The 24561-nt window shown below is 47.8% G+C and carries 35 protein-coding genes; 34 read left to right on the top strand and 1 reads right to left on the bottom strand.

All coding sequences use genetic code 11. The features are described from left to right. The first annotated feature begins 7 nt into the window (after nt 1-7). The 27 genes from rpsC to WMO41_RS05955 all read left to right on the top strand — a co-directional run bounded on the left by rpsC (nt 8) and on the right by WMO41_RS05955 (nt 15315). Nucleotides 8-670, top strand: a complete 663-nt coding sequence (gene rpsC / locus WMO41_RS06085; protein WP_349228979.1) for a 30S ribosomal protein S3 — start codon at nt 8-10, stop codon at nt 668-670. After that, on the top strand, nt 670-1107 hold the full coding sequence (gene rplP / locus WMO41_RS06080) for a 50S ribosomal protein L16 (protein WP_118533449.1): 438 nt from the start codon (nt 670-672) through the stop codon (nt 1105-1107). The genes rpsC and rplP overlap by 1 nt, the downstream gene beginning before the upstream one ends. Further along, nucleotides 1097-1303: a 50S ribosomal protein L29 gene (gene rpmC / locus WMO41_RS06075; protein WP_118533447.1), complete on the top strand. Its 207-nt coding sequence runs from the start codon at nt 1097-1099 to the stop codon at nt 1301-1303. The genes rplP and rpmC overlap by 11 nt, the downstream gene beginning before the upstream one ends. 22 nt (nt 1304-1325) lie before the next feature. Then, nucleotides 1326-1580 carry a 30S ribosomal protein S17 gene (gene rpsQ / locus WMO41_RS06070; RefSeq protein WP_373244534.1) on the top strand — a complete coding sequence of 85 codons (255 nt, stop codon included), beginning with the start codon at nt 1326-1328 and terminating at the stop codon, nt 1578-1580. Nucleotides 1581-1604: 24 nt separating this feature from the next. Further along, on the top strand, nt 1605-1973 hold the full coding sequence (gene rplN, locus WMO41_RS06065; protein WP_118533444.1) for a 50S ribosomal protein L14: 369 nt from the start codon (nt 1605-1607) through the stop codon (nt 1971-1973). A gap of 13 nt (nt 1974-1986) precedes the next feature. Beyond that, nucleotides 1987-2286 (top strand): 50S ribosomal protein L24, encoded by a 300-nt coding sequence (gene rplX / locus WMO41_RS06060; RefSeq protein WP_118533442.1) that lies wholly within the window; start codon nt 1987-1989, stop codon nt 2284-2286. 23 nt (nt 2287-2309) lie between these two features. Further along, nucleotides 2310-2849 (top strand): 50S ribosomal protein L5, encoded by a 540-nt coding sequence (gene rplE / locus WMO41_RS06055; protein WP_118533440.1) that lies wholly within the window; start codon nt 2310-2312, stop codon nt 2847-2849. 15 nt (nt 2850-2864) lie between these two features. Continuing rightward, nucleotides 2865-3050, top strand: coding sequence for a type Z 30S ribosomal protein S14 (locus WMO41_RS06050; protein WP_002566501.1), 186 nt, complete (start codon nt 2865-2867; stop codon nt 3048-3050). A gap of 125 nt (nt 3051-3175) precedes the next feature. Beyond that, complete coding sequence (rpsH, locus tag WMO41_RS06045; protein WP_349228978.1) at nt 3176-3577, top strand: 30S ribosomal protein S8; 402 nt, start codon at nt 3176-3178, stop codon at nt 3575-3577. 93 nt (nt 3578-3670) lie between these two features. Next, nucleotides 3671-4213 carry a 50S ribosomal protein L6 gene (rplF, locus tag WMO41_RS06040; RefSeq protein ID WP_118540162.1) on the top strand — a complete coding sequence of 181 codons (543 nt, stop codon included), beginning with the start codon at nt 3671-3673 and terminating at the stop codon, nt 4211-4213. A gap of 17 nt (nt 4214-4230) precedes the next feature. Continuing rightward, nucleotides 4231-4599 (top strand): 50S ribosomal protein L18, encoded by a 369-nt coding sequence (rplR, locus tag WMO41_RS06035; RefSeq protein ID WP_118540161.1) that lies wholly within the window; start codon nt 4231-4233, stop codon nt 4597-4599. Nucleotides 4600-4615: 16 nt separating this feature from the next. After that, a complete protein-coding gene (gene rpsE, locus WMO41_RS06030) occupies nt 4616-5125 on the top strand; it encodes a 30S ribosomal protein S5 (RefSeq protein ID WP_118533432.1) in 510 nt (169 codons plus the stop codon). Between the two features lie 13 nt (nt 5126-5138). Beyond that, nucleotides 5139-5321 carry a 50S ribosomal protein L30 gene (gene rpmD / locus WMO41_RS06025; RefSeq protein WP_118718804.1) on the top strand — a complete coding sequence of 61 codons (183 nt, stop codon included), beginning with the start codon at nt 5139-5141 and terminating at the stop codon, nt 5319-5321. Nucleotides 5322-5347: 26 nt separating this feature from the next. Beyond that, complete coding sequence (gene rplO / locus WMO41_RS06020) at nt 5348-5788, top strand: 50S ribosomal protein L15 (protein WP_118533428.1); 441 nt, start codon at nt 5348-5350, stop codon at nt 5786-5788. Nucleotide 5789: 1 nt separating this feature from the next. Next, complete coding sequence (gene secY, locus WMO41_RS06015; RefSeq protein ID WP_349228977.1) at nt 5790-7109, top strand: preprotein translocase subunit SecY; 1320 nt, start codon at nt 5790-5792, stop codon at nt 7107-7109. A gap of 71 nt (nt 7110-7180) precedes the next feature. Continuing rightward, nucleotides 7181-7825 (top strand): adenylate kinase, encoded by a 645-nt coding sequence (locus WMO41_RS06010; protein ID WP_349228976.1) that lies wholly within the window; start codon nt 7181-7183, stop codon nt 7823-7825. A gap of 1 nt (nt 7826) precedes the next feature. Then, nucleotides 7827-8576, top strand: coding sequence for a type I methionyl aminopeptidase (gene map, locus WMO41_RS06005; protein WP_349228975.1), 750 nt, complete (start codon nt 7827-7829; stop codon nt 8574-8576). Between the two features lie 12 nt (nt 8577-8588). Continuing rightward, nucleotides 8589-8840, top strand: a complete 252-nt coding sequence (locus WMO41_RS06000) for a KOW domain-containing RNA-binding protein (RefSeq protein WP_349228974.1) — start codon at nt 8589-8591, stop codon at nt 8838-8840. A 14-nt stretch (nt 8841-8854) separates the two neighbouring features. Beyond that, complete coding sequence (gene infA / locus WMO41_RS05995; RefSeq protein ID WP_118533418.1) at nt 8855-9073, top strand: translation initiation factor IF-1; 219 nt, start codon at nt 8855-8857, stop codon at nt 9071-9073. Between the two features lie 193 nt (nt 9074-9266). Then, nucleotides 9267-9380: a 50S ribosomal protein L36 gene (rpmJ, locus tag WMO41_RS05990; RefSeq protein ID WP_003497809.1), complete on the top strand. Its 114-nt coding sequence runs from the start codon at nt 9267-9269 to the stop codon at nt 9378-9380. Between the two features lie 31 nt (nt 9381-9411). Next, entirely contained in the window at nt 9412-9780 is a 369-nt protein-coding gene (gene rpsM / locus WMO41_RS05985; protein ID WP_118533416.1) for a 30S ribosomal protein S13, read from the top strand. Between the two features lie 88 nt (nt 9781-9868). Then, on the top strand, nt 9869-10270 hold the full coding sequence (gene rpsK, locus WMO41_RS05980) for a 30S ribosomal protein S11 (protein ID WP_118533414.1): 402 nt from the start codon (nt 9869-9871) through the stop codon (nt 10268-10270). A 16-nt stretch (nt 10271-10286) separates the two neighbouring features. Then, the gene (gene rpsD / locus WMO41_RS05975; RefSeq protein WP_349228973.1) at nt 10287-10880 is read left to right on the top strand and encodes a 30S ribosomal protein S4; all 594 of its coding nucleotides are present in this window, start codon (nt 10287-10289) and stop codon (nt 10878-10880) included. Between the two features lie 53 nt (nt 10881-10933). Next, on the top strand, nt 10934-11893 hold the full coding sequence (locus tag WMO41_RS05970) for a DNA-directed RNA polymerase subunit alpha (protein WP_118533410.1): 960 nt from the start codon (nt 10934-10936) through the stop codon (nt 11891-11893). Nucleotides 11894-12037: 144 nt separating this feature from the next. Next, on the top strand, nt 12038-12574 hold the full coding sequence (locus WMO41_RS05965) for a bL17 family ribosomal protein (RefSeq protein ID WP_118533408.1): 537 nt from the start codon (nt 12038-12040) through the stop codon (nt 12572-12574). Between the two features lie 271 nt (nt 12575-12845). Further along, a complete protein-coding gene (locus tag WMO41_RS05960; RefSeq protein ID WP_349228972.1) occupies nt 12846-14084 on the top strand; it encodes an N-acetylmuramoyl-L-alanine amidase family protein in 1239 nt (412 codons plus the stop codon). A 265-nt stretch (nt 14085-14349) separates the two neighbouring features. Continuing rightward, nucleotides 14350-15315 (top strand): uroporphyrinogen decarboxylase family protein, encoded by a 966-nt coding sequence (locus WMO41_RS05955; RefSeq protein ID WP_349228971.1) that lies wholly within the window; start codon nt 14350-14352, stop codon nt 15313-15315. A 97-nt stretch (nt 15316-15412) separates the two neighbouring features. Here the strand turns inward: WMO41_RS05955 and pepT are convergent, their stop codons facing one another. Continuing rightward, complete coding sequence (gene pepT, locus WMO41_RS05950) at nt 15413-16630, bottom strand: peptidase T (protein WP_349228970.1); 1218 nt, start codon at nt 16628-16630, stop codon at nt 15413-15415. A 262-nt stretch (nt 16631-16892) separates the two neighbouring features. Between pepT and WMO41_RS05945 the strand changes: the two genes are divergently transcribed. Genes WMO41_RS05945 through WMO41_RS05915 form a run of 7 tightly spaced genes read left to right on the top strand, consistent with a single transcriptional unit; the run spans nt 16893 to nt 24543 of the window. Beyond that, on the top strand, nt 16893-17846 hold the full coding sequence (locus WMO41_RS05945) for an ABC transporter permease (RefSeq protein WP_349228969.1): 954 nt from the start codon (nt 16893-16895) through the stop codon (nt 17844-17846). 10 nt (nt 17847-17856) lie between these two features. Continuing rightward, nucleotides 17857-18738 carry an ABC transporter permease gene (locus WMO41_RS05940; protein ID WP_349228968.1) on the top strand — a complete coding sequence of 294 codons (882 nt, stop codon included), beginning with the start codon at nt 17857-17859 and terminating at the stop codon, nt 18736-18738. A 17-nt stretch (nt 18739-18755) separates the two neighbouring features. Further along, complete coding sequence (locus tag WMO41_RS05935; RefSeq protein WP_349228967.1) at nt 18756-20417, top strand: ABC transporter substrate-binding protein; 1662 nt, start codon at nt 18756-18758, stop codon at nt 20415-20417. A gap of 38 nt (nt 20418-20455) precedes the next feature. Continuing rightward, complete coding sequence (locus WMO41_RS05930) at nt 20456-21454, top strand: ABC transporter ATP-binding protein (RefSeq protein ID WP_349228966.1); 999 nt, start codon at nt 20456-20458, stop codon at nt 21452-21454. Continuing rightward, entirely contained in the window at nt 21441-22415 is a 975-nt protein-coding gene (locus WMO41_RS05925; RefSeq protein WP_349228965.1) for an ABC transporter ATP-binding protein, read from the top strand. The genes WMO41_RS05930 and WMO41_RS05925 overlap by 14 nt, the downstream gene beginning before the upstream one ends. 15 nt (nt 22416-22430) lie before the next feature. After that, nucleotides 22431-23849: a Sapep family Mn(2+)-dependent dipeptidase gene (locus WMO41_RS05920; protein ID WP_349228964.1), complete on the top strand. Its 1419-nt coding sequence runs from the start codon at nt 22431-22433 to the stop codon at nt 23847-23849. A 22-nt stretch (nt 23850-23871) separates the two neighbouring features. Then, nucleotides 23872-24543: a GntR family transcriptional regulator gene (locus WMO41_RS05915; protein WP_349228963.1), complete on the top strand. Its 672-nt coding sequence runs from the start codon at nt 23872-23874 to the stop codon at nt 24541-24543. The last annotated feature ends 18 nt before the right edge of the window (nt 24544-24561 follow it).

Here is a 24561-nt window from a genome sequence, read left to right as displayed (position 1 = left end):
GGCAATTATGGGACAGAAAGTTAATCCGCACGGCTTAAGAGTCGGTGTTATTAAAGACTGGGATTCCAAGTGGTATGCAGAAGGCAACTTCGCTGATTGCCTGGTAGAGGATTACAACATCCGTAAATTCCTCAAGAAAAAACTGTATAGCGCTGGCGTTTCCAAAATCGAGATCGAGAGAGCATCTGCTGCTGACAGAGTGAAAATCATCATCTTCACCGCTAAACCGGGCGTTGTTATCGGTAAGGGCGGCGCAGAGATTGAGAAGCTCAGAGGCGAAGTTCAGAAGCTGACCGACAAAAAAGTATTTATCGACATCAAAGAGATCAAGAGACCGGACCGCGATGCTCAGTTAGTAGCTGAGAACATTGCACAGCAGCTGGAGAACCGTGTTTCCTTCCGTCGTGCTATGAAGTCTACCATGGGTCGTTCCATGAAGGCTGGCGTTAAGGGAATCAAGACCGCTGTTGGCGGACGTCTTGGCGGTGCTGATATCGCTCGTACCGAGTTCTACAGCGAGGGCACCATTCCGTTACAGACATTAAGAGCAGATATTGACTATGGTTTCGCTGAGGCAGATACCACCTACGGCAAGCTTGGCGTTAAGGTTTGGATCTACAAAGGCGAGGTACTTCCTACTAGAGGAAACAAGGAAGGGAGCGATAAATAATGTTAATGCCTAAGAGAGTAAAGCGCCGCAAACAGTTCCGTGGAACTATGACCGGTAAGGCTTTAAGAGGAAATAAAATTAACTACGGTGAGTTCGGTCTGGTGGCTACTGAGCCGTGCTGGATCAAGTCCAATCAGATTGAGGCAGCCCGTGTTGCTATGACCCGTTACATCAAACGTGGTGGTAAAGTCTGGATCAAGATTTTCCCGGACAAACCGGTTACTGCAAAGCCGGCTGAGACCCGAATGGGTTCCGGTAAGGGCGCTCTGGAGTACTGGGTAGCAGTTGTTAAACCGGGCAGAGTAATGTTCGAGATCGCTGGTGTTCCGGAGGAGACCGCGCGTGAGGCATTACGTCTTGCTATGCACAAGTTACCATGCAAATGTAAGATTGCTGCTAAAGCAGATTTAGAAGGCGGTGATAACAGTGAAAACTAATAAATTCGTAGAAGGCTTAAAGGCAAAATCAGCGGCTGAGTTACAGGAAGAATTAGTAGCTGCAAAGAAAGAACTTTTCAACTTAAGATTCCAGAATGCAACCAACCAGTTAGATAATACCAGCAGAATCAAAGAGGTTCGCAAGAATATCGCTAGAATTCAGACTGTTATTACAGAGAAATCTAAACTGGCTTAAGGTTTGAAAGGAGAACATGACCGTGGAAAGAAATTTAAGAAAAACCCGCGTAGGTAAAGTCGTAAGCGACAAGATGGACAAGACCATCGTTGTAGCAATCGAGGACCACATCAAACATCCTTTATACGGCAAGATCGTAAAAAAGACCGTTAAGTTAAAAGCTCATGACGAGAACAACGAGTGCGGCAAGGGTGATACCGTTAAAGTTATGGAAACCAGACCGCTGTCCAAGGACAAGAGATGGAGACTGGTTGAGATTATCGAGAAGGCTAAATAAGTTATCCAGGAAGGAGTATCAGGCATGATTCAGCAGGAAACCAGACTGAAGGTTGCTGATAACACCGGAGCAAAAGAGTTACTTTGCATCCGTGTTATGGGTGGCTCTACAAGAAGATATGCTAACATTGGTGATGTAATCGTCGCTTCCGTTAAAGATGCAACACCAGGCGGCGTTGTAAAGAAAGGCGATGTTGTTAAGGCCGTTGTAGTTCGTTCCGTTAAGGGCGCACGCAGAAAAGACGGTTCTTATATCAAGTTCGATGAGAACGCAGCAGTTATTATCAAAGATGACAAGACCCCAAGAGGAACCCGTATCTTTGGACCGGTAGCAAGAGAATTACGTGAGAAGCAGTTCATGAAGATCGTATCTCTGGCTCCGGAAGTACTGTAAGGAGGTATTGGCTGTGCAGAAAATTAAAAAAGACGACCTGGTAAAGGTTATCGCAGGTAAAGATAAAGACAAAACCGGTAAAGTCCTGAGCGTTAAGGGCGGTAAAGTTCTGGTTGAGGGCTGCAACATGGTTACCAAGCACTCCAAACCGAACGCAGCTAACCCGCAGGGCGGCATCGTAAATCAGGAAGCAGCAATGGATATTTCCAACGTTATGCTGGTTGTTGATGGCAAAGCTACCCGTGTTGGCTTTGAAGTAAAAGATGGTAAGAAAGTCCGCGTTGCAAAGGCAACCGGTAAAGTTATCGACTAATTGCAGAGAGGAGGAACAGAGAGTTGGCTAGATTAAAAGAACAGTATCAGAGCGAGATGGTTGACGCACTGATTAAGAAATTTGGTTACAAGAACATCATGGAAGTCCCGAAGCTTGATAAGATCGTTATCAACATGGGCGTTGGTGAGGCAAAAGACAATGCTAAGGTTCTGGATTCTGCAGTTAGAGATTTAGAGCTGATTACCGGACAGAAAGCAGTTACCACCAAGGCTAAAAAGTCCGTTGCAAACTTCAAAATCAGAGAAGGTATGCCGATCGGTTGTAAGGTTACCCTTCGTGGTGAGAAGATGTATGAGTTCGTTGATCGTCTGATCAACCTGGCTCTGCCGCGTGTACGTGACTTCCGCGGTGTTAACCCGAACGCATTTGATGGCAGAGGTAACTACGCTCTGGGTATCAAAGAGCAGTTAATCTTCCCTGAGATTGAATACGATAAAGTTGACAAGGTAAGAGGTATGGATATCATCTTCGTTACCACTGCCAAGACTGATGAAGAAGCTCGTGAACTTTTGACATTATTCAATATGCCATTTGCTAAATAACAGGAGGAAAGATCCATGGCTAAGACTTCAATGAAGATTAAGCAGCAGCGTCCGGCGAAGTTCTCCACCAGAGAGTACAATCGTTGCAGAATCTGTGGACGTCCGCATGCATACTTAAGAAAATACGGCATCTGCCGTATCTGCTTCCGTGAGCTGGCATATAAGGGCCAGATCCCGGGCGTAAAGAAGGCAAGCTGGTAGGCCGAAAGCAAATCAGCAGATGTCCCTCCCGAAACTTATGAGCCCCAGCGGCTTCGTAAGTTTCGAAGGAGTGAGGTCCAACAAAAAGGAAACCAACTAACAATATTAAGGAGGAATTATCCATCATGACTATGAGTGATCCGATCGCAGATATGCTTACAAGAATCCGTAACGCAAACACTGCTAAACATGACACTGTTGACGTACCGTCTTCCAAGATGAAACTTGCTATCGCAGACATCCTGGTAAAAGAGGGTTACATTCAGAAATACGATATCGTTGAGGACGGCGCATTCAAGACCATCCGCATCACATTAAAGTACGGTGCAGATAAGAATGAGAAGATCATCAGCGGCATCAAGAGAATTTCCAAACCGGGTCTGCGTGTATACGCAAACAAAGAGGACCTTCCGAGAGTACTTGGCGGTCTGGGAATCGCAATCATTTCTACCAACCAGGGCGTTATCACCGATAAGGAAGCACGTCGTCTGGGCGTAGGCGGAGAGGTATTAGCATTCGTTTGGTAATTTGTTGCCGCGAAGCTACTTCTATATATTATGTAACTGAAAACAGAAAACGCACAGAGCGTTTTCCGAAAATTTAAGTAGGAGGTAAATGGCATGTCACGTATCGGAAGAATGCCAATCGCAATCCCGGCAGGCGTAACTGTAACGATTGCAGAGAATAATAAAGTGACTGTAAAAGGTCCTAAGGGAACCCTTGAGAGAGAGTTACCGGTAGAGATGGACATCAAGGAAGAAGATGGACATATTGTTGTAACCAGACCGAATGACTTAAAGAAGATGAAATCTTTACACGGTCTGACCAGAACCCTGATCAACAACATGGTAGTTGGTGTTACCGCTGGCTACGAGAAAGTTCTGGAAGTAAACGGTGTAGGTTACAGAGCATCTAAGCAGGGCAAGAAATTAACCCTTAACCTGGGCTATTCCCATCCGGTAGAGATGGAAGATCCGGAAGGTCTTGAGACTGTTCTGGACGGCCAGAATAAGATCACGGTTAAAGGTATCGATAAAGAGAAAGTTGGCCAGTACGCTGCAGAGATCAGAGACAAGAGAAGACCTGAGCCGTATAAGGGCAAGGGTATCAAGTATGCTGATGAGACTATCAGACGTAAAGTTGGTAAGACTGGTAAGAAATAATTAAGGAGAGTACAAAGATGGTTAGTAAGAAATCAAGAAGCGAAATTCGCGTTAAAAAGCATACCAGATTACGTAATCGCTTTGCAGGTACTGCAGAGAGACCGCGTCTGGCTGTTTTCAGAAGTAATAATCATATGTATGCTCAGATTATTGACGACACAGTCGGCAATACTCTGGTAGCAGCATCCACCAATGAGAAGGCAGTTAAGGCTGAGCTTGAGCACACCAATGACACTGCAGCAGCAACTTATGTTGGAACTCTGATCGCTAAGAGAGCTCTGGAGAAGGGTATCGAGGAAGTCGTTTTCGATAGAGGCGGTTTCATTTACCAGGGTAAGATCCAGGCACTTGCAGACGCAGCTCGTGAAGCTGGTCTGAAATTCTAGTAGAGAGGAGAACGGCATGAAGCGTACAATTATTGACCCAAGTCAGTTTGAATTAAATGACAACGTAGTAGCAATCAAGCGTGTATCCAAAACCGTAAAAGGTGGACGTACCATGAGATTCTCTGCTCTGGTAGTAGTAGGTGATGGCAATGGTCACGTAGGTGCAGGTCTTGGTAAGGCTGGTGAGGTTCCGGAAGCAATCCGCAAAGGAAGAGAAGCAGCTATGAAGAACCTGGTAGAGATCCCGGTTGACGAGAACAAGAGTATCCCGCACGACCATATCTGCAAATTCGGCAGCTCTTCTGTACTGTTAAAGAAGGCTCCGGAAGGTACTGGTATCATCGCTGGTGGTCCGGCTCGTTCCGTACTGGAGCTTGCTGGTATCAAGAACATCCGTGCTAAGTCTTTAGGCTCCAACAACAAGACCAACGTTGTTCTTGCAGTGATCAACGGTCTGACTCAGCTTAAGACTCCGGAAGAGTATGCAAGACTTCGCGGCAAATCTGTTGAAGAGATCTTAGGCTAAGGAGGGTAATGAAATGGCAGAGAAGTTAAAAGTAACGTTAGTCAAATCCCCGATCGGTGCTATCCCGAAGCAGAAAGCTACCGTAGAGGCTCTGGGCCTGAAGAAACTCAACAAGACTGTTGAGCTTCCGGATAACGAGGCTGTCAGAGGTATGATCTGGCACGTAAAGCATTTAGTTAAGGTAGAAGAAATCTAATTATAGAAGTAAGGAGGTGCAGTGCAATGGATTTATCCAATTTACAGCCTGCTGTTGGTTCTAAACATAGTGATAATTTCAGAAGAGGACGCGGTCACGCTTCCGGAAACGGTAAGACTGCTGGTAAGGGCCACAAGGGTCAGAAAGCACGTTCTGGCGCACCGAGACCTGGTTTCGAGGGCGGCCAGATGCCGTTATACAGACGTCTCCCGAAGAGAGGCTTTAAGAATCGTAACACCAAAGTTATCGTTGGTATCAACGTAAGCGCTTTAGAGTGCTTCGAGAACGATGCAGTTGTTACTGTTGAGACTCTTCTTGAGAGCGGAATCGTTAAGAATCCGAGAGATGGCGTTAAGATCCTGGGTAACGGCGAACTGACCAAAAAGCTGACCGTAAAGGCAGATGCATTCAGTGAGGGTGCAAAGGCTAAAATTGAAGCTTTAGGTGGAACCTGCGAGGTGATCTAATATGTTAAAAACACTCCGAAATGCATGGAAGGTTAAGGAGATCAGAATGAAACTGATCTTCACTTTCCTCATGCTGGTAGTCATCCGTTTTGGATCTGAACTGCCGATTCCTGGAGTAAAGACGGACTTTTTCGCGAATTTCTTCGCGAATCAGTCCACTGACGCATTTGGATTTTTCAATGCGATGACGGGTGGATCTTTCTCTTCCATGTCTATTTTCGCATTGAGCATCACCCCATACATTACATCTTCCATCATCATGCAGCTGCTCACAATCGCAATTCCAAAACTGGAAGAGATGCAGCGTGACGGCGAGGATGGCCGGAAGAAAATCGCAGAGTACACCCGTTACTTAACGGTTGCACTTGCACTGATCGAGTCCATTGGTATGGCAGTCGGTTTCGGCGGTCAGGGACTTCTGATCAACTATGATGTATGGAGCGTGATCATTGCAGTCGCTACCATGACTGCAGGAAGCGCATTCCTGATGTGGATCGGTGAGCGTATTACCGAGAAGGGCGTAGGCAATGGTATTTCCATTGTCCTGCTGTTCAATATCGTATCCTCCCTTCCGCAGGATGTGAACACCTTGTACACCAGATTTTTAAGCAACAGCAAGAATATTGGATCCACTGTACTGATCGTGCTCATTATGATTGCGATTGTTGCAGCTATGGTTGTGTTCGTAATCATCCTTCAGGATGGCGAGCGCAGAATTCCGGTTCAGTATTCCAAAAAGATGGTAGGCAGAAAGTTAGTGGGCGGTCAGGCTTCCCACATTCCGTTAAAGGTGAACACCGCAGGTGTCATCCCGGTAATCTTTGCTTCCTCCATCATGTCCTTCCCGATTGTAATCGCACAGTTTTTCCATCCGGATTACACCACCATCGGCGGTAAGATCCTGATGGTTCTGAACTCATCTTACTGGTTCAGACCGGAAATGCCGGCATATTCTGTGGGACTGGTGATCTACCTTGTACTGATCGTGCTTTTCGCATATTTCTATACATCCATCACCTTCAATCCGCTGGAAGTGGCAAACAATATGAAGAAGTCCGGCGGTTTTATCCCGGGTATCCGCCCAGGTAAACCGACTTCCGAATATCTTGACAAGATCCTGAATTACATCGTATTTATCGGTGCAATCGGCCTGATCATTGTCAGCATTATTCCGATCATCATTTCCGGAGTATTCACCGTAAGCCGTCTGTCCTTCATGGGTACTTCCCTGATCATTATTGTCAGTGTTATCCTGGAGACCATCAAGGCTATTGAATCCCAGATGATCGTTAGAAATTACAAAGGCTTTTTAAATGATTAAGCGTTCGTAAGAGAAAGCTGCTGCACGCATATGGGCAGCAGCTTCTTTTGTATGACAGGAGGATTAACCAGATGAAAATCATCATGTTAGGTGCTCCGGGCGCCGGAAAAGGCACCCAGGCAAAGAAGATTGCAGCGAAATATGGTATTCCGCACATCTCCACCGGAGATATTTTCCGTGCAAACATTAAGGGCGGCACAGAGCTGGGCATGAAGGCAAAGTCCTACATGGATCAGGGACAGCTTGTTCCGGATGATGTTACCATCGGTATGCTGTTAGACCGCATTGCAGAGGCTGACTGCAAGAACGGATATGTGCTGGACGGTTTCCCAAGAACCATTCCGCAGGCAGAGAGCCTGACTGAAGCACTTGACAAGCTGGGACAGAAGATGGATTTCGCAATCGATGTAGACGTACCGGATGAGTCCATCATTAATCGTATGTCCGGCAGAAGAGCATGTCTCTCCTGCGGCGCTACCTACCACATCGTTTACAATCCAACCAAAGTTGAGGGTGTCTGCGACGCGTGTGGCCAGAAACTGGTGCTGCGTGACGATGATAAGCCGGAGACCGTAAAGAAACGTCTGACGGTATATCATGACCAGACCCAGCCGCTGATCGACTACTACAAGAAGGCTGGAATCCTGAAATCTGTAGACGGAACACAGGATTTAAATAAAGTATTTGCGGACATCGAAGCTGTCCTGGAGGCGTAATATGTCAGTAACGATCAAATCCGCAAGAGAGATTGAACTGATGCGGGAAGCCGGAAGAATCCTGGCGAAGGTGCATGAGGAACTGGAAAAGGCGATTCACCCGGGCATGTCCACTCTGGATATCGACCGTCTGGGAGAGAAGCTGATCCGTGAGTTCGGATGTGTTCCTTCCTTTAAGAATTACAACGGCTACCCGGCATCCATCTGTGTTTCCGTAAATGACGAGGTGGTACACGGTATCCCGAATAAGCACCACATCATCAAGGAAGGCGATATCGTCAGCCTGGATGCAGGTGTCATTTACAAAGGATATCATTCCGACGCGGCGAGAACCCATGCGGTTGGAACCATCAGCCCGGAAGCGCAGAAGCTGATTGATGTTACCAGACAATCTTTCTTTGAGGGGATTAAGTTCGCGAAAGCTGGCAATCATCTCAATGATATCTCTTCCGCGATCCAGGCTTATGCAGAAAGCTTTGGATACGGTGTAGTCCGCGATCTGGTGGGCCACGGTATCGGATCCCATCTGCATGAGGAGCCGGAGGTGCCGAACTTCGCGCAGAAGCGCAAGGGCATCAAACTGGTTCCGGGTATGACACTGGCCGTTGAGCCTATGATCAATATCGGAACCCCGAACGTAGCATGGATGGATGATGACTGGACGGTTGTCACAAAAGACCACAGTCTGTCCGCTCACTATGAGAACACCATCCTGATTACCGAGGGCGAGCCGGAGATCTTATCTCTGTAAAGGCGGTGTGCGATGAAAATGGAACTGTACTGTCCGGCAAGATCCCTTGCGGGACATGACAAAAACCAGTATTTTATCATAGTATCCGACGAAGGGGAATACGTTGCCATGGCAAATGGAACCACCCACAAGGTGGACGACCCGAAGCGGAAAAACAAGAAACATATTCAGGCAGGGAAGACGCCGCTCTTTACGGCGCCTCCCACTGATAAAGAAATCCGAGACGAGCTGAATGCCTGGGTGGAACGCCACGGCGCTATTTAGGAGGAATTGATTACATGTCTAAATCAGATGTTATTGAAATTGAGGGAACTGTTGTTGAGAAGCTGCCGAACGCAATGTTCCAGGTAGAGTTAGAGAACGGCCATCAGGTACTGGCTCATATCAGCGGTAAGCTGCGTATGAACTACATCCGTATCCTGCCGGGCGACAAGGTTACTCTTGAGATGTCTCCGTATGATTTAAGCAAGGGCAGAATCATCTGGAGAGATAAATAAGGTTATAGAAGCAGCTGCTTTTATAAATAAAAAATAGTAAAAAATATTTAGAAAAACACTTGCATAATAGAAACCATGATGTTATAATATCATGGCGACTTTGTTGAGATGCTGGGCGAAGTTTGTCTAAAATTAGTCCGGCTGTACCAATATATCTGGACAGATATATGCAACTGTAGAAAGGAGAATTGCCGTGAAGGTGAGATCATCAGTAAAACCGATTTGCGAAAAGTGCAAAATCATCAAACGCAAAGGCAGTATCAGAGTAATCTGTGAAAATCCTAAGCACAAACAGAGACAAGGTTAAAAACAAAAAGTTATAGGAGGTTACGACGCAAATGGCTCGTATTTCAGGTGTTGATTTACCAAGAGAAAAACGTGTTGAAATCGGTCTGACTTACATCTACGGAATCGGTAGAACAAGTGCAAACCGTATCCTTGCTGAGGCTGGCGTTAATCCTGACACCCGTGTTAAGGATCTGACCGATGACGAAGTAAAGAAGCTGGCAGCTGTTATTGCTGACACTCAGACTGTTGAGGGTGATCTTCGTAGAGAGATCGCAATGAACATCAAGAGACTGCAGGAGATTGGCTGCTATCGCGGAATCCGTCATAGAAAAGGTCTCCCGGTTCGTGGTCAGAAGACCAAAACCAATGCAAGAACCCGCAAAGGTCCTCGTAAGACTGTTGCAAACAAGAAGAAATAAGTAATTCGTAACATTATGTAGAATCACGTTGCATGTTTTAAAAACAGGAAACAGGATTCGGAAATTCAAGAAAGTAGGTTAGTTTAAAATGGCTAAAAAAGTGTCCACTGCAAAAAAAGTGACAAAAAAGCGCGTAAAGAAAAACGTTGAACGCGGACAGGCACATATCCAGTCTTCTTTTAACAACACCATCGTTACCTTAACCGATGCACAGGGTAACGCGTTGTCCTGGGCAAGTGCCGGTGGTCTGGGATTTAGAGGTTCAAGGAAATCTACTCCATATGCAGCTCAGATGGCTGCAGAAACTGCCGCTAAAGCAGCTTTAGTACATGGTTTAAAATCTGTAGACGTTATGGTTAAAGGACCTGGTTCAGGCCGTGAAGCAGCAATTCGTGCGCTTTCCGCATGCGGTATTGAAGTAACTAGCATTAAGGACGTAACTCCGGTTCCACATAACGGATGTCGCCCGCCAAAACGTAGAAGAGTCTAATTAGGAGGTACTAAAAGTGGCAGTAGATAGAGTTCCTGTTCTTAAAAGATGCAGATCTCTTGGTTTAGATCCGATCTATTTAGGAATTGATAAAAAATCAAACAGAGAATTAAAAAGAGCTAACAGAAAAGTAAGTGAGTATGGTCTCCAGTTACGTGAGAAGCAGAAAGCAAAATTCATCTATGGCGTATTAGAGAAACCGTTCCGTAACTACTACACCAAGGCTGAGAAAATGGAAGGCCAGACTGGTGAGAACATGATGATCCTTCTGGAGCGCAGACTGGACAACGTTGTATTCCGTATGGGATTCGGCCGCACCAGACGCGAGACCAGACAGATGGTAGATCACAAGCACATCCTGGTAAACGGCAAGTGTGTAAACATTCCGTCCTACCTGGTAAAGGCTGGTGACGTTATCGAAGTAAAAGAGAAGGCTAAATCTTCTCAGAGATACAAAGATGCTCTTGAGGTAACTGCAGGACGTCTGGTTCCGGCTTGGCTGGATGTTGACCAGGAGAATCTGCGCGGTACCGTTAAAGAGATGCCGACCAGAGATGAGATTGATGTTCCGGTAAACGAGATGCTTATCGTCGAGTTGTACTCCAAATAATTAAGAGTACCAATTTCCCTCGATAGAAGAACCCAAAAGGAGGGGCTAGAGTCGTGTTCGATTTTGAGAAACCAAACATTGAGATTGTTGAGATTTCTGATGATAAGAAATATGGCAAGTTTGTAGTTGAACCACTTGAGAGAGGCTATGGCACAACGCTGGGTAACTCCCTGAGAAGAATCATGCTTTCTTCTCTGCCGGGTGCAGCTGTCAGCCAGGTGAAAATCGACGGCGTTTTACATGAGTTCAGTTCTATTCCGGGTGTTAAGGAAGATGTAACTGAAATCATTATGAACATCAAGAGCTTATCTATTAAGAACAACAGCGATAGCAACGAAGTAAAGACCGCTTACATCGAGTTCGAGGGTGAGGGTGTCATTACTGCTGCTGATATCCAGGCTGACCCGGACATTGAAATCATGAATCCGGATCAGGTGATCGCACACTTAAGCGGCGGCGCAGACAGCAAGTTCTACATGGAGCTTACTATCACTAAGGGCCGCGGATACGTGAGCGCAGACAAGAATAAGAGTGAGGATATGCCGGTTGGTGTGATTGCGGTGGATTCCATCTACACACCGGTTGAGCGTGTCAACATGTCCATTCAGAATACCCGTGTTGGACAGGTTACCGATTACGATAAGCTGACCTTAGACGTGTATACCAATGGAACCTTAGCTCCAGATGAGGCTGTAAGCCTTGCAGCGAAAGTTCTGAGCGAGCACTTAAATCTCTTCATTGACCTTTCTGAGAATGCCAAGACCGCTGAGATCATGGTAGAGAAAGAGGACAATGAGAAAGAGAAAGTTCTCGAGATGAACATCGATGAACTGGAACTGTCTGTTCGTTCCTACAACTGCTTAAAGAGAGCCGGAATCAATACTGTGGAGGAGCTGTGCAACAGAACTCCGGAGGATATGATGAAGGTTCGTAACCTCGGCAGAAAGTCCCTCGAGGAAGTTCTGGCGAAGTTAAAAGAATTAGGCCTTCAGCTCAACCCGAGCGAGGAGTAATTCTTCAATCACTGATAACTTTAAAGTGGCGGCTCCGTAAGTCCATTAGGCAGAGAGCCGCTACATTATGAAAAATTGGAAGCTGTGGTCCGGTAAGACCAAAGGGCACGGGACTGCACTCCACATTATATGGAGGAAAATAAAATGGCAGGTTATAGAAAGCTTGGAAGAACTTCCAGCCAGAGAAAAGCAATGATCCGCAGCCAGGTAACTGCACTGCTGTATCATGGAAGCATCAAAACTACTGAGGCTAGAGCAAAAGAGATCCGCAAAGTTGCTGAGGGTCTGATCGCACTGGCTGTTAAAGAGAAAGACAACTTCGAGACCGTTACTGTTACCGCTAAGGTTGCTAAAAAGGACGCTGAGGGTAAGAGAGTCAAAGAAGTAGTAAACGGCAAGAAAGTTACCGTTTATGATGAAGTTCAGAAGGAAATCAAGAAAGATAAGCCGTCCAGACTTCATGCTCGTCGTCAGATGCTCAAAGTTCTCTACGATGTAACTGAGGTTCCGACCGCAGCTGCAGGCAAGAAGAAAAACACCAAATCCGTAGATATCCCGGCAAAACTCTTTGATGAGGTTGCTCCGAAGTACGTTTCCCGTAACGGTGGTTACACCCGTATCGTTAAGATCGGCCAGCGTAAGGGCGACGGCGCTATGGAAGTGCTGTTAGAGCTTGTTTAATCTTATAATTTTATGAGCTTAGGGCTCCTGGAGATTCGTTCTCCAGGAGCTTTTTTTCGTTTTCCGGGAGTTGTAATAATTTGTTCAGAATCTTTCAATTTGTGGCAATATTGCGGAAAAACGGTAAGGAATACGTAAGTTGACCGGACATCTTCCTTCACTTATAATAAAGTTACAAAAGAAGAGAACCTGCCGGATGAGGCATTGATTAAATAGAAGTGAGCAGTCTGACAGAACATCAATTTCAAAATCAAGAGAGTGAGGGATGAGCATGACAAAGAGAAGGTTTGCAGTATGGGGACTGATTCTGGCATTATGCACAGGCACAGCAGGCATGACAACCGTTTACGCGGCTGACAAAACAATTTCCAGTGTAAAATTACAGATTTACACGGATCTGGAAGTGGGAGACAAGATTGGAGATGCTTCCATTGACATTGACAGCACCACCGCACCGGGCGGCGGTATCGCGATTTCCGGTTCCACCGACCGTTACCAGATCAAGGAAGCAGACTGGACGACTTCTTCTTCCAAGGAGATCACTGTAGGTTATCAGCCGGAATTAAAGATCCGTCTGGAGGTGATTGATTCCGACTATGCCTTCAAGGGAACCTACCGCTCCAGTAACGTCACCGTTAAGGGTGCTGAGTTTGTCAGTGCCAGCAAGAGCAGTGGTGACCTGATCATCAAAGCAAAGTTAAAACCGATCAAGGGTACCTTTGAGGCACCGGAGGATGCATACTGGAAGGATAATGCCAAGGGAACTGCCAAATGGGAAGAGCCGGACAACGGCGGAACCGGTCAGTACGAGGTAGAGCTTCGCAAGGGCTCCACGAAGATTTACACCACAGAGACAACCAGTAAAACCTTCAACTTTTATCCGTACATGACGCAGGCCGGAACATATACCTTCCGTGTCCGCACCATTGCCAAGACATCCAAGCAGGATGACTACGGCAAGAACAGTGAATGGGTAGAGTCCGATGAGATTTATCTTGCCAAGGAAGATGTTTCCGATGGAAGCGGTCGCAACAACAACACAAGCGGCGGCCCGAACGGCAACACCAATGCCGGCTGGAGAAAATATGACAATACCTGGTATTACTACTATCCGGATGGCAGCTATGTGAAAAACGGCTGGGTTGAAGTTGGCGGACGCTGGTATCTGTTTGACGCAAGCGGCAGAATGCTCACCGGCTGGCAGGAACGCAACGGCCAGATGTATTATCTGGACGCAAGCGGCGCCATGATTACCGGCTGGCTTTCCTGGAATGGACGCTGGTGCTACATGAACGAGACTCAGGATGCGTATTACGGATGTCTGGTACGCGGTCACTGGCTTGGCAAAGACGGCAAGACCTATTATCTGGACAGCGTAGGCTACATGGCTGAGGGTTGGAACCAGGTAGATGGCAACTGGTACTACTTCTATCCGGGACAGGGCAACAAAGCTGTCAATACCACCATCGATACATTCTATGTGAATGATCAGGGGGTGTGGGTACACTAAAACGAAGACGGGAAATCAAATCTCCTGGTCCATGATGGGCCGGGAGATTTTTCGTTGTGTCACAGTAAAAATAAACCCCCTGCTCGGCAGCGGTTAGCCACCGCCTCCTACTCGATTCAGCATTCTTTTTTATGGAACTTGTATAAAAACGGCAAAGAAATCTGTATAAAACAGAAAAAAGCAGAAAACAGGACAAAATGGATTGCAGGCTGATAATATCAGTGATATATTAAGGTTAACGTTAAGAAAGAAAAGGAGTAAAGACATGACTAAAAAAGAGCGTGTAATTGCAGCAATTGAGCAGCGTGAGATTGACGGTGTTCCGTCTAGTTTCTCTCTTCATTTCCCGGCAGACAAGAAGCAGGGAGAGGCCTGTGTGAAAGCACATCTGGATTTCTTCAAGGACACGGATGCTGACATTTGCAAGATCATGAACGAGAATCTGGTGCCGGTATTCGGAACAATCCATACTCCGGATGATTATGACCGCCTGATTCCGGTCATGACCATGGAAGATGAGTTCATGAAGAAACAGATCGAACTGACCAAACAGATCCTGGCTGGCTGCGATAAGGATGTATTTACCATGGGTACCCTTCATGGCATCTGCGCATCCGGCATTCATCCGATTGAGCAGGCTGGCATCAACTACTATGCTGCAAGACAGATGCAGGTAGATTTCCTCAGATGGGACGAGAAGAAGATGCTTTCCGCTATGCAGCGCATCACCGATGTACTCTGCCAGCTGGCTAAGGCTTACATTGAGGCAGGTCTGGACTCTGTTTACTATGCATCCCTCGGCGGCGAGTACGAGTTCTTCACCGATGAAGAGTTCGCAAAGTGGATCAAACCTTTTGATATCCAGGTAATGAAGGCTATCAAAGAGGTTGGCGGATACTGCTTCCTGCATATCTGCAAGGACCACCTGAACATGGAGCGTTACAGAGACTATGCTCCGTACGCAGATGTTGTAAACTGGGGCGTATTTGAGGCACCGTTTGATCTGGAAAAGGGAAGAGAGCTGTTCCAGGGTAAGACTGTTATGGGAGGTCTGCCGAACCGTCATGGTGTTTTAGTAGATGGAACCAAAGAAGAGGTTGAGGCTGAAGTAAAGAAAGTCATCAGCGATTACGGAAGAAAAGGCCTGATCCTGGGTGCAGACTGCACTCTGGCAACGGAGCAGGATCTGGACAAGGTAAAAGCTGCTGTGCTTGCTGCACGAAACAGTTGACAAATTCCTATTTACCTATATAATAAGTATGTGAATGAAAGACCCACACAGATGTGAGAATTCATCGATCTGTGCGGGTTCTTTTTACATCATCGGCTTAGGTGAAGAGCTTAACGAGCTCCTTCAGCATTTCGGTGATTGCCTCCATGGACTGGATGGATACAAATTCATGGCGTCCATGACCATTCTGGCCACCGGTACAGATGTTGGGACACGGAAGTCCCTCATAGGAAAGACGCGCGCCATCTGTGCCGCCACGGATCGGAGTGATGATCGGGGTGATGCTGCAGTGCTCCATGGCAGTCATGACATTGGAGATGAGCTTTTCATGGTCTTTGACCTGCTGGTACATGTTCCGGTAAGTTTCGGTGATGGTGATCTCTGCAGTGCCGGCACCATATTTTTTATTGATGAAATCGGCTGCCGCCCGCATGATCTCCTGACGGTGCTGGAACAGTGCCTCGTCATGGTCACGGATCAGGTAGTTCATGATGGTGGTTTCGGTCCGGCCCTGGATCTTATCCAGGTGGTAGAAACCTTCCCGTCCTTCCGTGCAGGCCGGAGTCTCGTATGCCGGAAGCAGTGCCTGATATTCCATGGCAATCAGCATGGCATTTTTCAGGATGCCTTTGGAATAGCCGGTATGGGCAGTGATTCCGTGAATCGTAACGACTGCGGACGCGGCGTTGAAGTTTTCATAGGAAAACTCGCCGATCAGGCCGCCGTCGATGGTGTAGCCATAGGCAGCGCCGACTTCTTCGAGGTTTACATGGTCCGGTCCGCGGCCAATCTCTTCATCCGGAGTGAACAGGATGGAGATGGGCGGATGCGGATAATCCGGATTCTGCATCAGAAATTCTGCTAGAGTCATGATCTCTGCCACGCCGGCCTTGTCGTCAGCGCCAAGCAGGGTGGTTCCATCGGTGACGATGAGATCCTGGCCAATGAATTTCTTGAGATTCGGGAAGACGGAGACAGCAGTGACAATGTTTTTCCCCTCATTGAGGACGATGTCATTTCCATCATAATTGTGGATGATGCGCGGTTTGATATTGTCGCCGGACATATCCATGGCGGTGTCCATGTGCGCGATAAGTGCCAGGCATGGGCTGGTGCAGCCCTTTGCTGCCGGAATATGGCCGTATACATAGCCGTTTTCGTCGGTGTGGGCGTCAGCGATGCCCAGGCTTTTCAGTTCCTCTGCCAGCTGCGCAGCCAGGACAAGCTGTCCTTTGGTGGATGGCACGGTGGAGCTGGTGATATCGGACTGGGTGCCGTATTGTACATACTTTAAAAAGCGTTCACTTACATTCATGGTTGATTTCCTCCTTGTCAAGATACATTTAGCATGTTTCTACAGGTTCGTCAAGATCGGCCCTGGTAAAATGAAAAGATTGGTACATATGTATAGAAAAAACGGAAATAATGGTGGAAATTAACAAAAAACGCGTTTTCAAACCCATAGCTATTGACAAATATGATATGGGTGATATTATCAGTAATATAACAATGATATTCTTGAGACTCGATAAGCAGGTTTTGGGAATGATCAAGAAAATACGGAGGTCGATAGACGCATGCTAAAATATACCATCAAGCGGTTATTAGTAGCAATTCCAACATTTTTCGGAATTACAGTCCTGGTGTATTTGATTTCATTGCTCGCACCGGGCAGTCCACTGGAAATGCTAATGGCGGATCCAATGGCAACAAAGGAAAGTATGGAGGCCTTAAAAGATCAGATGGGTCTTAATGATCCAGCCATCATTCAGTATTTCCGCTGGTTGGTATCCATGCTTCATGGAAATCTGGGAATTTCATACCGGAACAGCTTACCGGTTCTGGGACAGGTCCTTGAGAAACTGGGACCGACTCTGATTCTCACCCTTTCCTCTACAGCATTATCCATGCTGATCGCGGTACCGCTTGGTATCATGTCAGCATACAAGCCTTACTCCGCATGGGATTACATTTCTTCCGGACTGGCTTTCGTAGGCGCTTCCACACCGACCTTCTTTACCGGTCTGGTTATGATCTATGTATTCGCTGTAAGACTGGGTATCCTTCCCATGGGCGGTATGTATGACGCAGGTATCCATACGGCGGCATCGGCGGCGCGGCATCTGATTCTGCCCTGCCTGGTACTGACCATCTTCAACATCGGAAGCATCCTCCGTCAGACACGAGGAAGCATGATGGAGGTCTTCAATGAGGATTACATCCGTACGGCCCGCGCAAAAGGCCTGATTGAGCCGAGAGTCGTAATCGTACATGGTTTACGAAACTCCCTGATCCCGGTTGTCACCGTATTAAGTACCATGATCCCGTTCATGTTCGGCGGCGCGGTCGTAGCAGAGCAGGTGTTCAGCTGGCCGGGACTTGGCAGCCTGATGGTTCAGTCCATCAATGCCAGAGATTATCCGATGATCATGGGAATCACCGTCGTGATCGCTGCAGCAGTTCTGGTCGGCAACGTTCTGACCGATATCGCTTACTGCTTATTGGATCCAAAGATAAGAGAGAGCCGTTAGGAGGAGAGAAATGTCCACAAAAACAGTTGAGAAAAAAGATTCATACTATCGTGACGTGCTCCGGAAATTTACAGCCCACAAGCTGGCCATGATCGGCGTAGTGATTATCGCCCTGGAAGTATTTCTGGTCATCTTCCTTCCTATGATCATGAAGCTGGATCCGTATACGTCCGATATCCTCGCATTCAGCGCAAAGCCGGGTGCGGGACACATTTTAGGAACCGATGATACCGGCCGTGATGTATTCGCCAGACTGGTTTACGGAGGCCGGATTTCCCTTTTGGTAGGCCTGCTTTCCGCCATCATTAGCCTTTGCATCGGCGTGCCGCTGGGTCTGATTGCCGGTTACTACAAAGGTATCTGGGAGACCATCGTCATGAGAGCCGCAGATATCTTCATGTCCTTCCCGTCCATGATCCTGATCCTGGTACTGGTATCCGTCATCGGACCTTCCGTATGGACCGTTACCCTGGTCATCGGTATTCTGGGCTGGACTGATTTCGCAAAACTGATCTATGGCAACGTGTTGTCCGTCAGAGAGAAAGAGTATGTGGAATCCGCAAAGGCAGTCGGAACGAAAGATATCCCGCTGCTGATCAAATACGTGATTCCGAACGCATTCGCTCCGATCCTGATCAACTTTACATTCCGTACAGCGCAGGCAATCATTCAGGAGTCTGCACTGAGCTTCCTGGGTATGGGCGTTCAGCCGCCGGAGGCATCCTGGGGAAATATCCTGTACGCGGCACAGTCCATCACCGTACTTTCCTCAAGACCGTGGCTGTGGGTACCGCCGGGAATCTTACTGGTACTCACCGTATCCAGTATTAACTTCATAGGAGATGGAATCCGGGATGCCCTGGATGCCAAAACCAAAATAAAAAAGAAATAAATAAAAGGAGGAATATTATGAAGAGAAACATGTTAAAAGTTGTTGCTGCATCTCTGGCCGGAGCAATGCTCCTTACCGCATGCGGCGGATCCAGCAGCGCAACCCAGACAACCGCAGCAGCAGGTGACTCCACAGAGACCAGCGCAGCTGCAGAGGCAGGAAGCACAGGTGGCGAGAAAGTCATTACCATGGCACAGACTGGTGACTGGGATACTTTCATGCCGATGAACACCACCAATGCAGGTGCTGATAACGTCATCGAGCTGATGTTTGACCGTCTGATGGTCATCAACACCGATGGTACTTTCGCACCGCGTCTGGCAGACAGCTGGGAGACCAACGAGGCTCAGGATAAGATCACATATCATCTGAACGAGAATGCCAAATGGCAGGACGGTGAGCCGGTAACCGCAGAGGATGTTGTATACTCCGCACAGGTTGCTTCCTCTTCCGAGTTCAACTATCTGCGCAGAATCCGTATGCAGTATTTTGCAGGAACTGACGAGACCGGATGTGAGACCGGCACTGACAGCGTCGAGGTCAAAGCTCTGGACGATCATACCGTAGAGTTCACCTTAAAGACCCCGATGGATCCGGCTATCATCTATGCACTGGTTAACCGTGACTTCTTCATCATGCCGAAACATCTGTTAAGCAACATTTCTGATGCAGATCTGGTAAATGACGCATTCTGGCAGAACCCGGTTGGTTCCGGCCCATGTATCTTCGACAGCATGGAGTCTGGCGTATCCATCGAGTTCAAGGCAAACAAAGATTACTATCTTGGCGCTCCGGACTTTGACCGTCTGGTATTCAAGAAAGTACAGTCCTCTAACCTGTTATCCGGCTTAATGAGCGGCGATATCGACGTTCTGTCCGGCAACAGCCAGATCCCGTTAGCAGACTGGGAAGCAGCTAAGAATACGCAGGGTATCGTTACGAAATCTGTACCGACCTTCGCATATCAGTACATGGCAATGAACACCTCCAGAGATTATCTGACCGAGGATGTCCGTCACGCAATCAGCCTTGCAATCAACCGCCAGGTTATCGTTGACCAGCTGTTGCAGGGTGAGGCACGTATCGCAATCGGACCTCTGGCTGAGGACCATCCGTACTTTGATGAGAAACTTCTTCCGATCGAGTATGATCCGGAGAAAGCAAAATCCATGCTGGAGGCTGCTGGCTGGGACAGCAACCGTGAGCTGGATGTACAGGTATCTACCGGTAACGAAGTTCGTGAGAAATCCGCAATCCTGATTCAGCAGGATTTACAGAAGATCGGCATCAAGACCAAGATCCAGACCTTAGACTTCCCGACCCTGCTTACCAACGCAAGAAACGGTGACTACGATCTGTGCTTCATCGGTTCCTCAGGTTCCGTTGATCCGTCTGAGTCTGTACCGAACGTAACTGCTGGTTACATGAACAACTTTGCACAGTTATCCGACCCGACCCTGGGCGAGATCGGTGAGTCCGGTGCAAAAGAAATCACCTTCGAGGCACGTAAGAAGATCTACGATCAGTATCAGGAAGAGTTATTCAAACAGATGCCGATGGCATTCCTGTATCACACCAACGATCTGTTTGCATATAGCGACAAGCTTGAGAACGTACGCGAAGGCGCACTCGATTACAACATCAACAAGAATGTATGGGAATGGAAAGTAAATAAATAAGCATCTGTTAAATACCATACGAAAAGCGAGGTATTGGAATGTCAGAGAATTTAATTGAAGTAAAAAAACTCGTTACTCAGTTTTCAGGAAAGAATGGAACCGTGACAGCGGTAGACGGAGTATCCTTCCACGTAAAAAAAGGAGAAACTCTTGGAATCGTGGGTGAGTCCGGGTGTGGAAAATCCGTTACAAGCATGTCGATCCTGCGGCTGATTCCTAAGCAGACAGGAAAGATCGCATCCGGTGAGATTCTGTTCGAAGGCCGCGATCTGGCAAAGCTGTCAGAAAAGGAGATGCGTCAGATTCGTGGAAATGAGATAGCGATGATCTTCCAGGATTCCATGACAGGCTTAAACCCGGTTATGACGATCGGAAAGCAGCTGGTAGAAACCATTACTGCGCACAGTAAGATGGATAAGAAACAGGCTTGGGCAAGAGCTGAGGAGATGCTGACGAAAGTCGGCATCCCTTCCCCGGCTCAGCGCCTGAAAGAGTTTCCGCACCAGTTATCCGGCGGTATGCGTCAGCGTGTCATGATCGCCATGGCGCTGTCCTGCAATGCAGCACTGTTCATTGCGGATGAGCCGACCACAGCCCTTGATGTCACGATTCAGGCCCAGATCCTTGAGTTAATGAAGGAACTGAAGGAGAAGGAGAACAAGTCCATCATGCTGATCACCCACGATATGGGTGTCGTGGCAGAGATGGCAGATGATGTCATGGTCATGTATGCCGGAAAAGAGATGGAATACGGAGACGTAAGAAGCATTTTCAAAGATCCGCTTCATCCGTATACCCGCGGCCTGTTAAAATCGATTCCGCGTCTGGATCAGAGTTCCGATGATCCGCTGTTCAACATTCCGGGATCCGTTCCGGATCTGAGCGAGATGCCGAAGGGATGCCGTTTCTGCACAAGATGTCCGGAAGCAGACAAGCGGTGTAGGGAGCAGGAGCCGGGGCTTTACGATGTAAATGGAAGACAGGTACGCTGCTGGAAGTACGCACCGGAAGGAGGTCAGGACGATGTCAGAGGATAAGAAGGTATTACTGGAAGTTCAAAAAGTAAAAAAAGAATTCGTAACATCAAAGAGCCTGACTGGAAAGCCGGTAAAGATCGTGCATGCAGTGGATTCTGTAGATCTGACCATCTATGAGGGCGAGACCATCGGCGTTGTAGGTGAGTCCGGATGCGGCAAGTCCACACTGGGCCGCTGTATCCTCCAGCTGATCAAACCGACAGCCGGACATGTGTTATACCGTGGTGAGGATATCACCAAACTGAACAAAGAGCAGATGCGCCAGATGCGGCGCAAGATGCAGCTGATTTTCCAGGACCCGTACGCTTCCCTGAATCCGCGTATGACGGTTCTTGAACTGATCATGGCCCCGCTTGAGGCCTTCGGAATCGGAACCATGGAAGAGAGAGTCCAGAGAGTCAAAGAGATCATGGAACTGGTGGGCATGCCGGAGAATATGATGAACCGCTACCCGCATGAGTTCTCCGGTGGACAGAGACAGAGAATCGTCATTGCGCGCGCGCTGGTCTTAAACCCGGAATTTGTTGTCTGTGATGAGCCGGTATCTGCACTGGATGTATCTGTCCGTGCGCAGGTGCTGAACCTGATTCAGGAATTAAAGAAGAAAAAACACTTAACGTACATGTTTATCTCCCACGATCTGAGTGTCGTAAAGTACATTTCCGACCGAATTGCCGTGATGTACCTGGGCCGGATTGTAGAGATTGCAGAGAAAAATGAGCTTTACAACAATCCACAGCATCCGTATACGAAAGCACTGCTTTCCGCAATCCCGATTCCGGATGTGGATAATAAAATGAAACGGGAAATTCTGACAGGGGATGTTCCAAGTCCTCTGAATCCGCCGTCTGGCTGCTATTTCCATACCAGATGCAAATATGCTACGGAGCGATGCAAAACCGAGTGTCCGGCACTGCACGATGTAGGAAACGGACATATGGTAGCATGTCATCTGAACTAAAAGGAGGAATGCAGAATGTATAAACCGGACGAATCGTTTAAACAGACCATCGATCAGTGGATCGAGGCCAATCAGGAAGATTTTGTAAAGGACCTGGCAAAACTGGTTGCGATACCGAGTATTTCGGTAGAGAACGACGGGCCATGGCCATTTGGAGAAGAATGTAAGAACGTACTGGATAAAGCAACAGAGATTGCCAGAGGATATGGGTTTACGGTTGTAAACCATGAATATCACTGCGGCAGCTGTGTGGTACCGGGTACCGGGGAACATCCGAAGCGAATCGGCATGTTTGCCCACCTGGATGTTGTCCCGCTGGGAGACGGATGGCAGTATCCGCCCCTTGGCTGCACCTTAAAAGACGGTTATCTGATCGGACGCGGTGTGGGTGATAACAAAGGCCCGGCCATCTGTGCGCTTTATGCGCTGCGCTTTTTAAAAGAGCATAAGATAGAATTAAAAAATGATGTGATGATTTATTTCGGATTGTCGGAAGAAACCGGCATGAAGGATATTGAGTATTTCTGTAAGACCCAGCAGATCCCGGATCTGTGCCTGGTTACAGATACCAACTTTCCGATCTGTTACGGAGAAAAAGGTCTGCTGCGTGCAGAACTGAATTTCCAGACAGAGGGAAATCTGGTTGATTTTCATGCAGGAAGCGTTGTGAATGTGATCCCGTCCAAGGCAGAGGTATTACTTTCCGGCGTATCCCTGGAAGAGGTGAAGAGCCAGCTTGGAGAGCAGGCGGCGCTTACCGTGGAAGCGGATGGTCCGAATGTACGGATCACGGCAGCCGGAGTTTCCAGGCATGCGGCATTCCCGGAGGGCGCCGTGAACGCGGTTCAGGTTCTGGCAGCAGCGCTGTCTGGCACCACCTTGCTTCATGGCAGCTGTGCTGATGCGGTGAAAGGTCTTGCGGAACTGACTTCCGACTTTTACGGCGAAGGAGCTGACATTGCGTTTGAGGATGAAGCATCCGGAAAGCTTACTGCTGTCGGCAGTGTAGTCCGCATGGAAGAAGGCAATCTGAAGGTGCTCTTCGATGTCCGTTACTCGGTTACAGCAGACGGCGAGGAAGTCAGCCGCCGTTTTGGAGCATGCAGTGAAAAGAAGGGATTTTCCTTTAAGGTGACAGAACTTTCCAGACCGGCGTACCAGCCGATCGACCGTCCGTACATTCCGCTGCTGTGTGACATCTGTGACGATGTGCTTGGAAAACATTACGAGCCCTACACCATGGGCGGCGGAACCTATTCCCGCAAGCTTCCGGTGGCAGTTGGATTTGGCCCGGGCGTGCCGGATGCAGTCAATCCGTTTGAGAGCGGTCACGGCCAGGGACACCAGCCAGACGAGTGTGTTCCGCTGCAAATGTTGCTAAACGGACTGAAAACATATATAATTGCTTTAATAGAGCTTGATAAAATGATGTAGGGGAAGGGTAAAAGGGAACGGTATGAGTGGAAAGTCATCTTTGAAAGACGATATTTACGCTGCTGTTTTGGATGATATCATCGAGGGAATTTACAAACAGAATGAAATTATCACGGAGAAGCAGCTTATCGCCAAGTATGGTGTTAGCAAATCTCCAATTCGGGATGCTTTGATCGAACTTTGCAAAGAGGGCGTTCTGATCAGCCATCCGCGCTACGGCTATGAGGTGGTACGGATCAATGAGCGGGAGATCCGCGATGTTGTGGATTTCCGTATTCTGATCGAAACCGGCTGTTTCCGGGTTGCCGCGCCGACATTCACAAAGGAAGACATTGAGGAATTGAAAAACTTCACCCTGAATGAATGCTGGTGGAATGGAAAAGACGAGCTTCCTGCCCTGAAGCATTGGGAAAATAACATGCGCTTCCATCTGAAGCTGATTTCCTACAGCGGCAATGATTACTGTTACCGCATGGTAGAAAACAGTACCGGACTTCTGACCCGTGCATACGCGCAGCGTTTCTGGGACCAGCGGGATAACCGCGCCTGGAATATCGATATCGAAGGCCATCTCTGCATTATCCGGTGCATGGAGGAAGGCAGATTCGACCTGGCAGAGCAGGAATTGAAGAAGGATATCGCATCGTTCCTGGATATCATTTGCCCGAATTACGCAAGGGCTGTTGATTTATAGCACATTATGAAATAAGAG

The organism is Ventrimonas faecis, from assembly GCF_040096075.1.
GTDB classification, from domain to species: Bacteria; Bacillota; Clostridia; order Lachnospirales; family Lachnospiraceae; genus Brotaphodocola; species Brotaphodocola faecis.
Note: the sequence above shows the minus strand (reverse complement) of the source record. Positions and strands in the feature narration are given on the sequence as shown.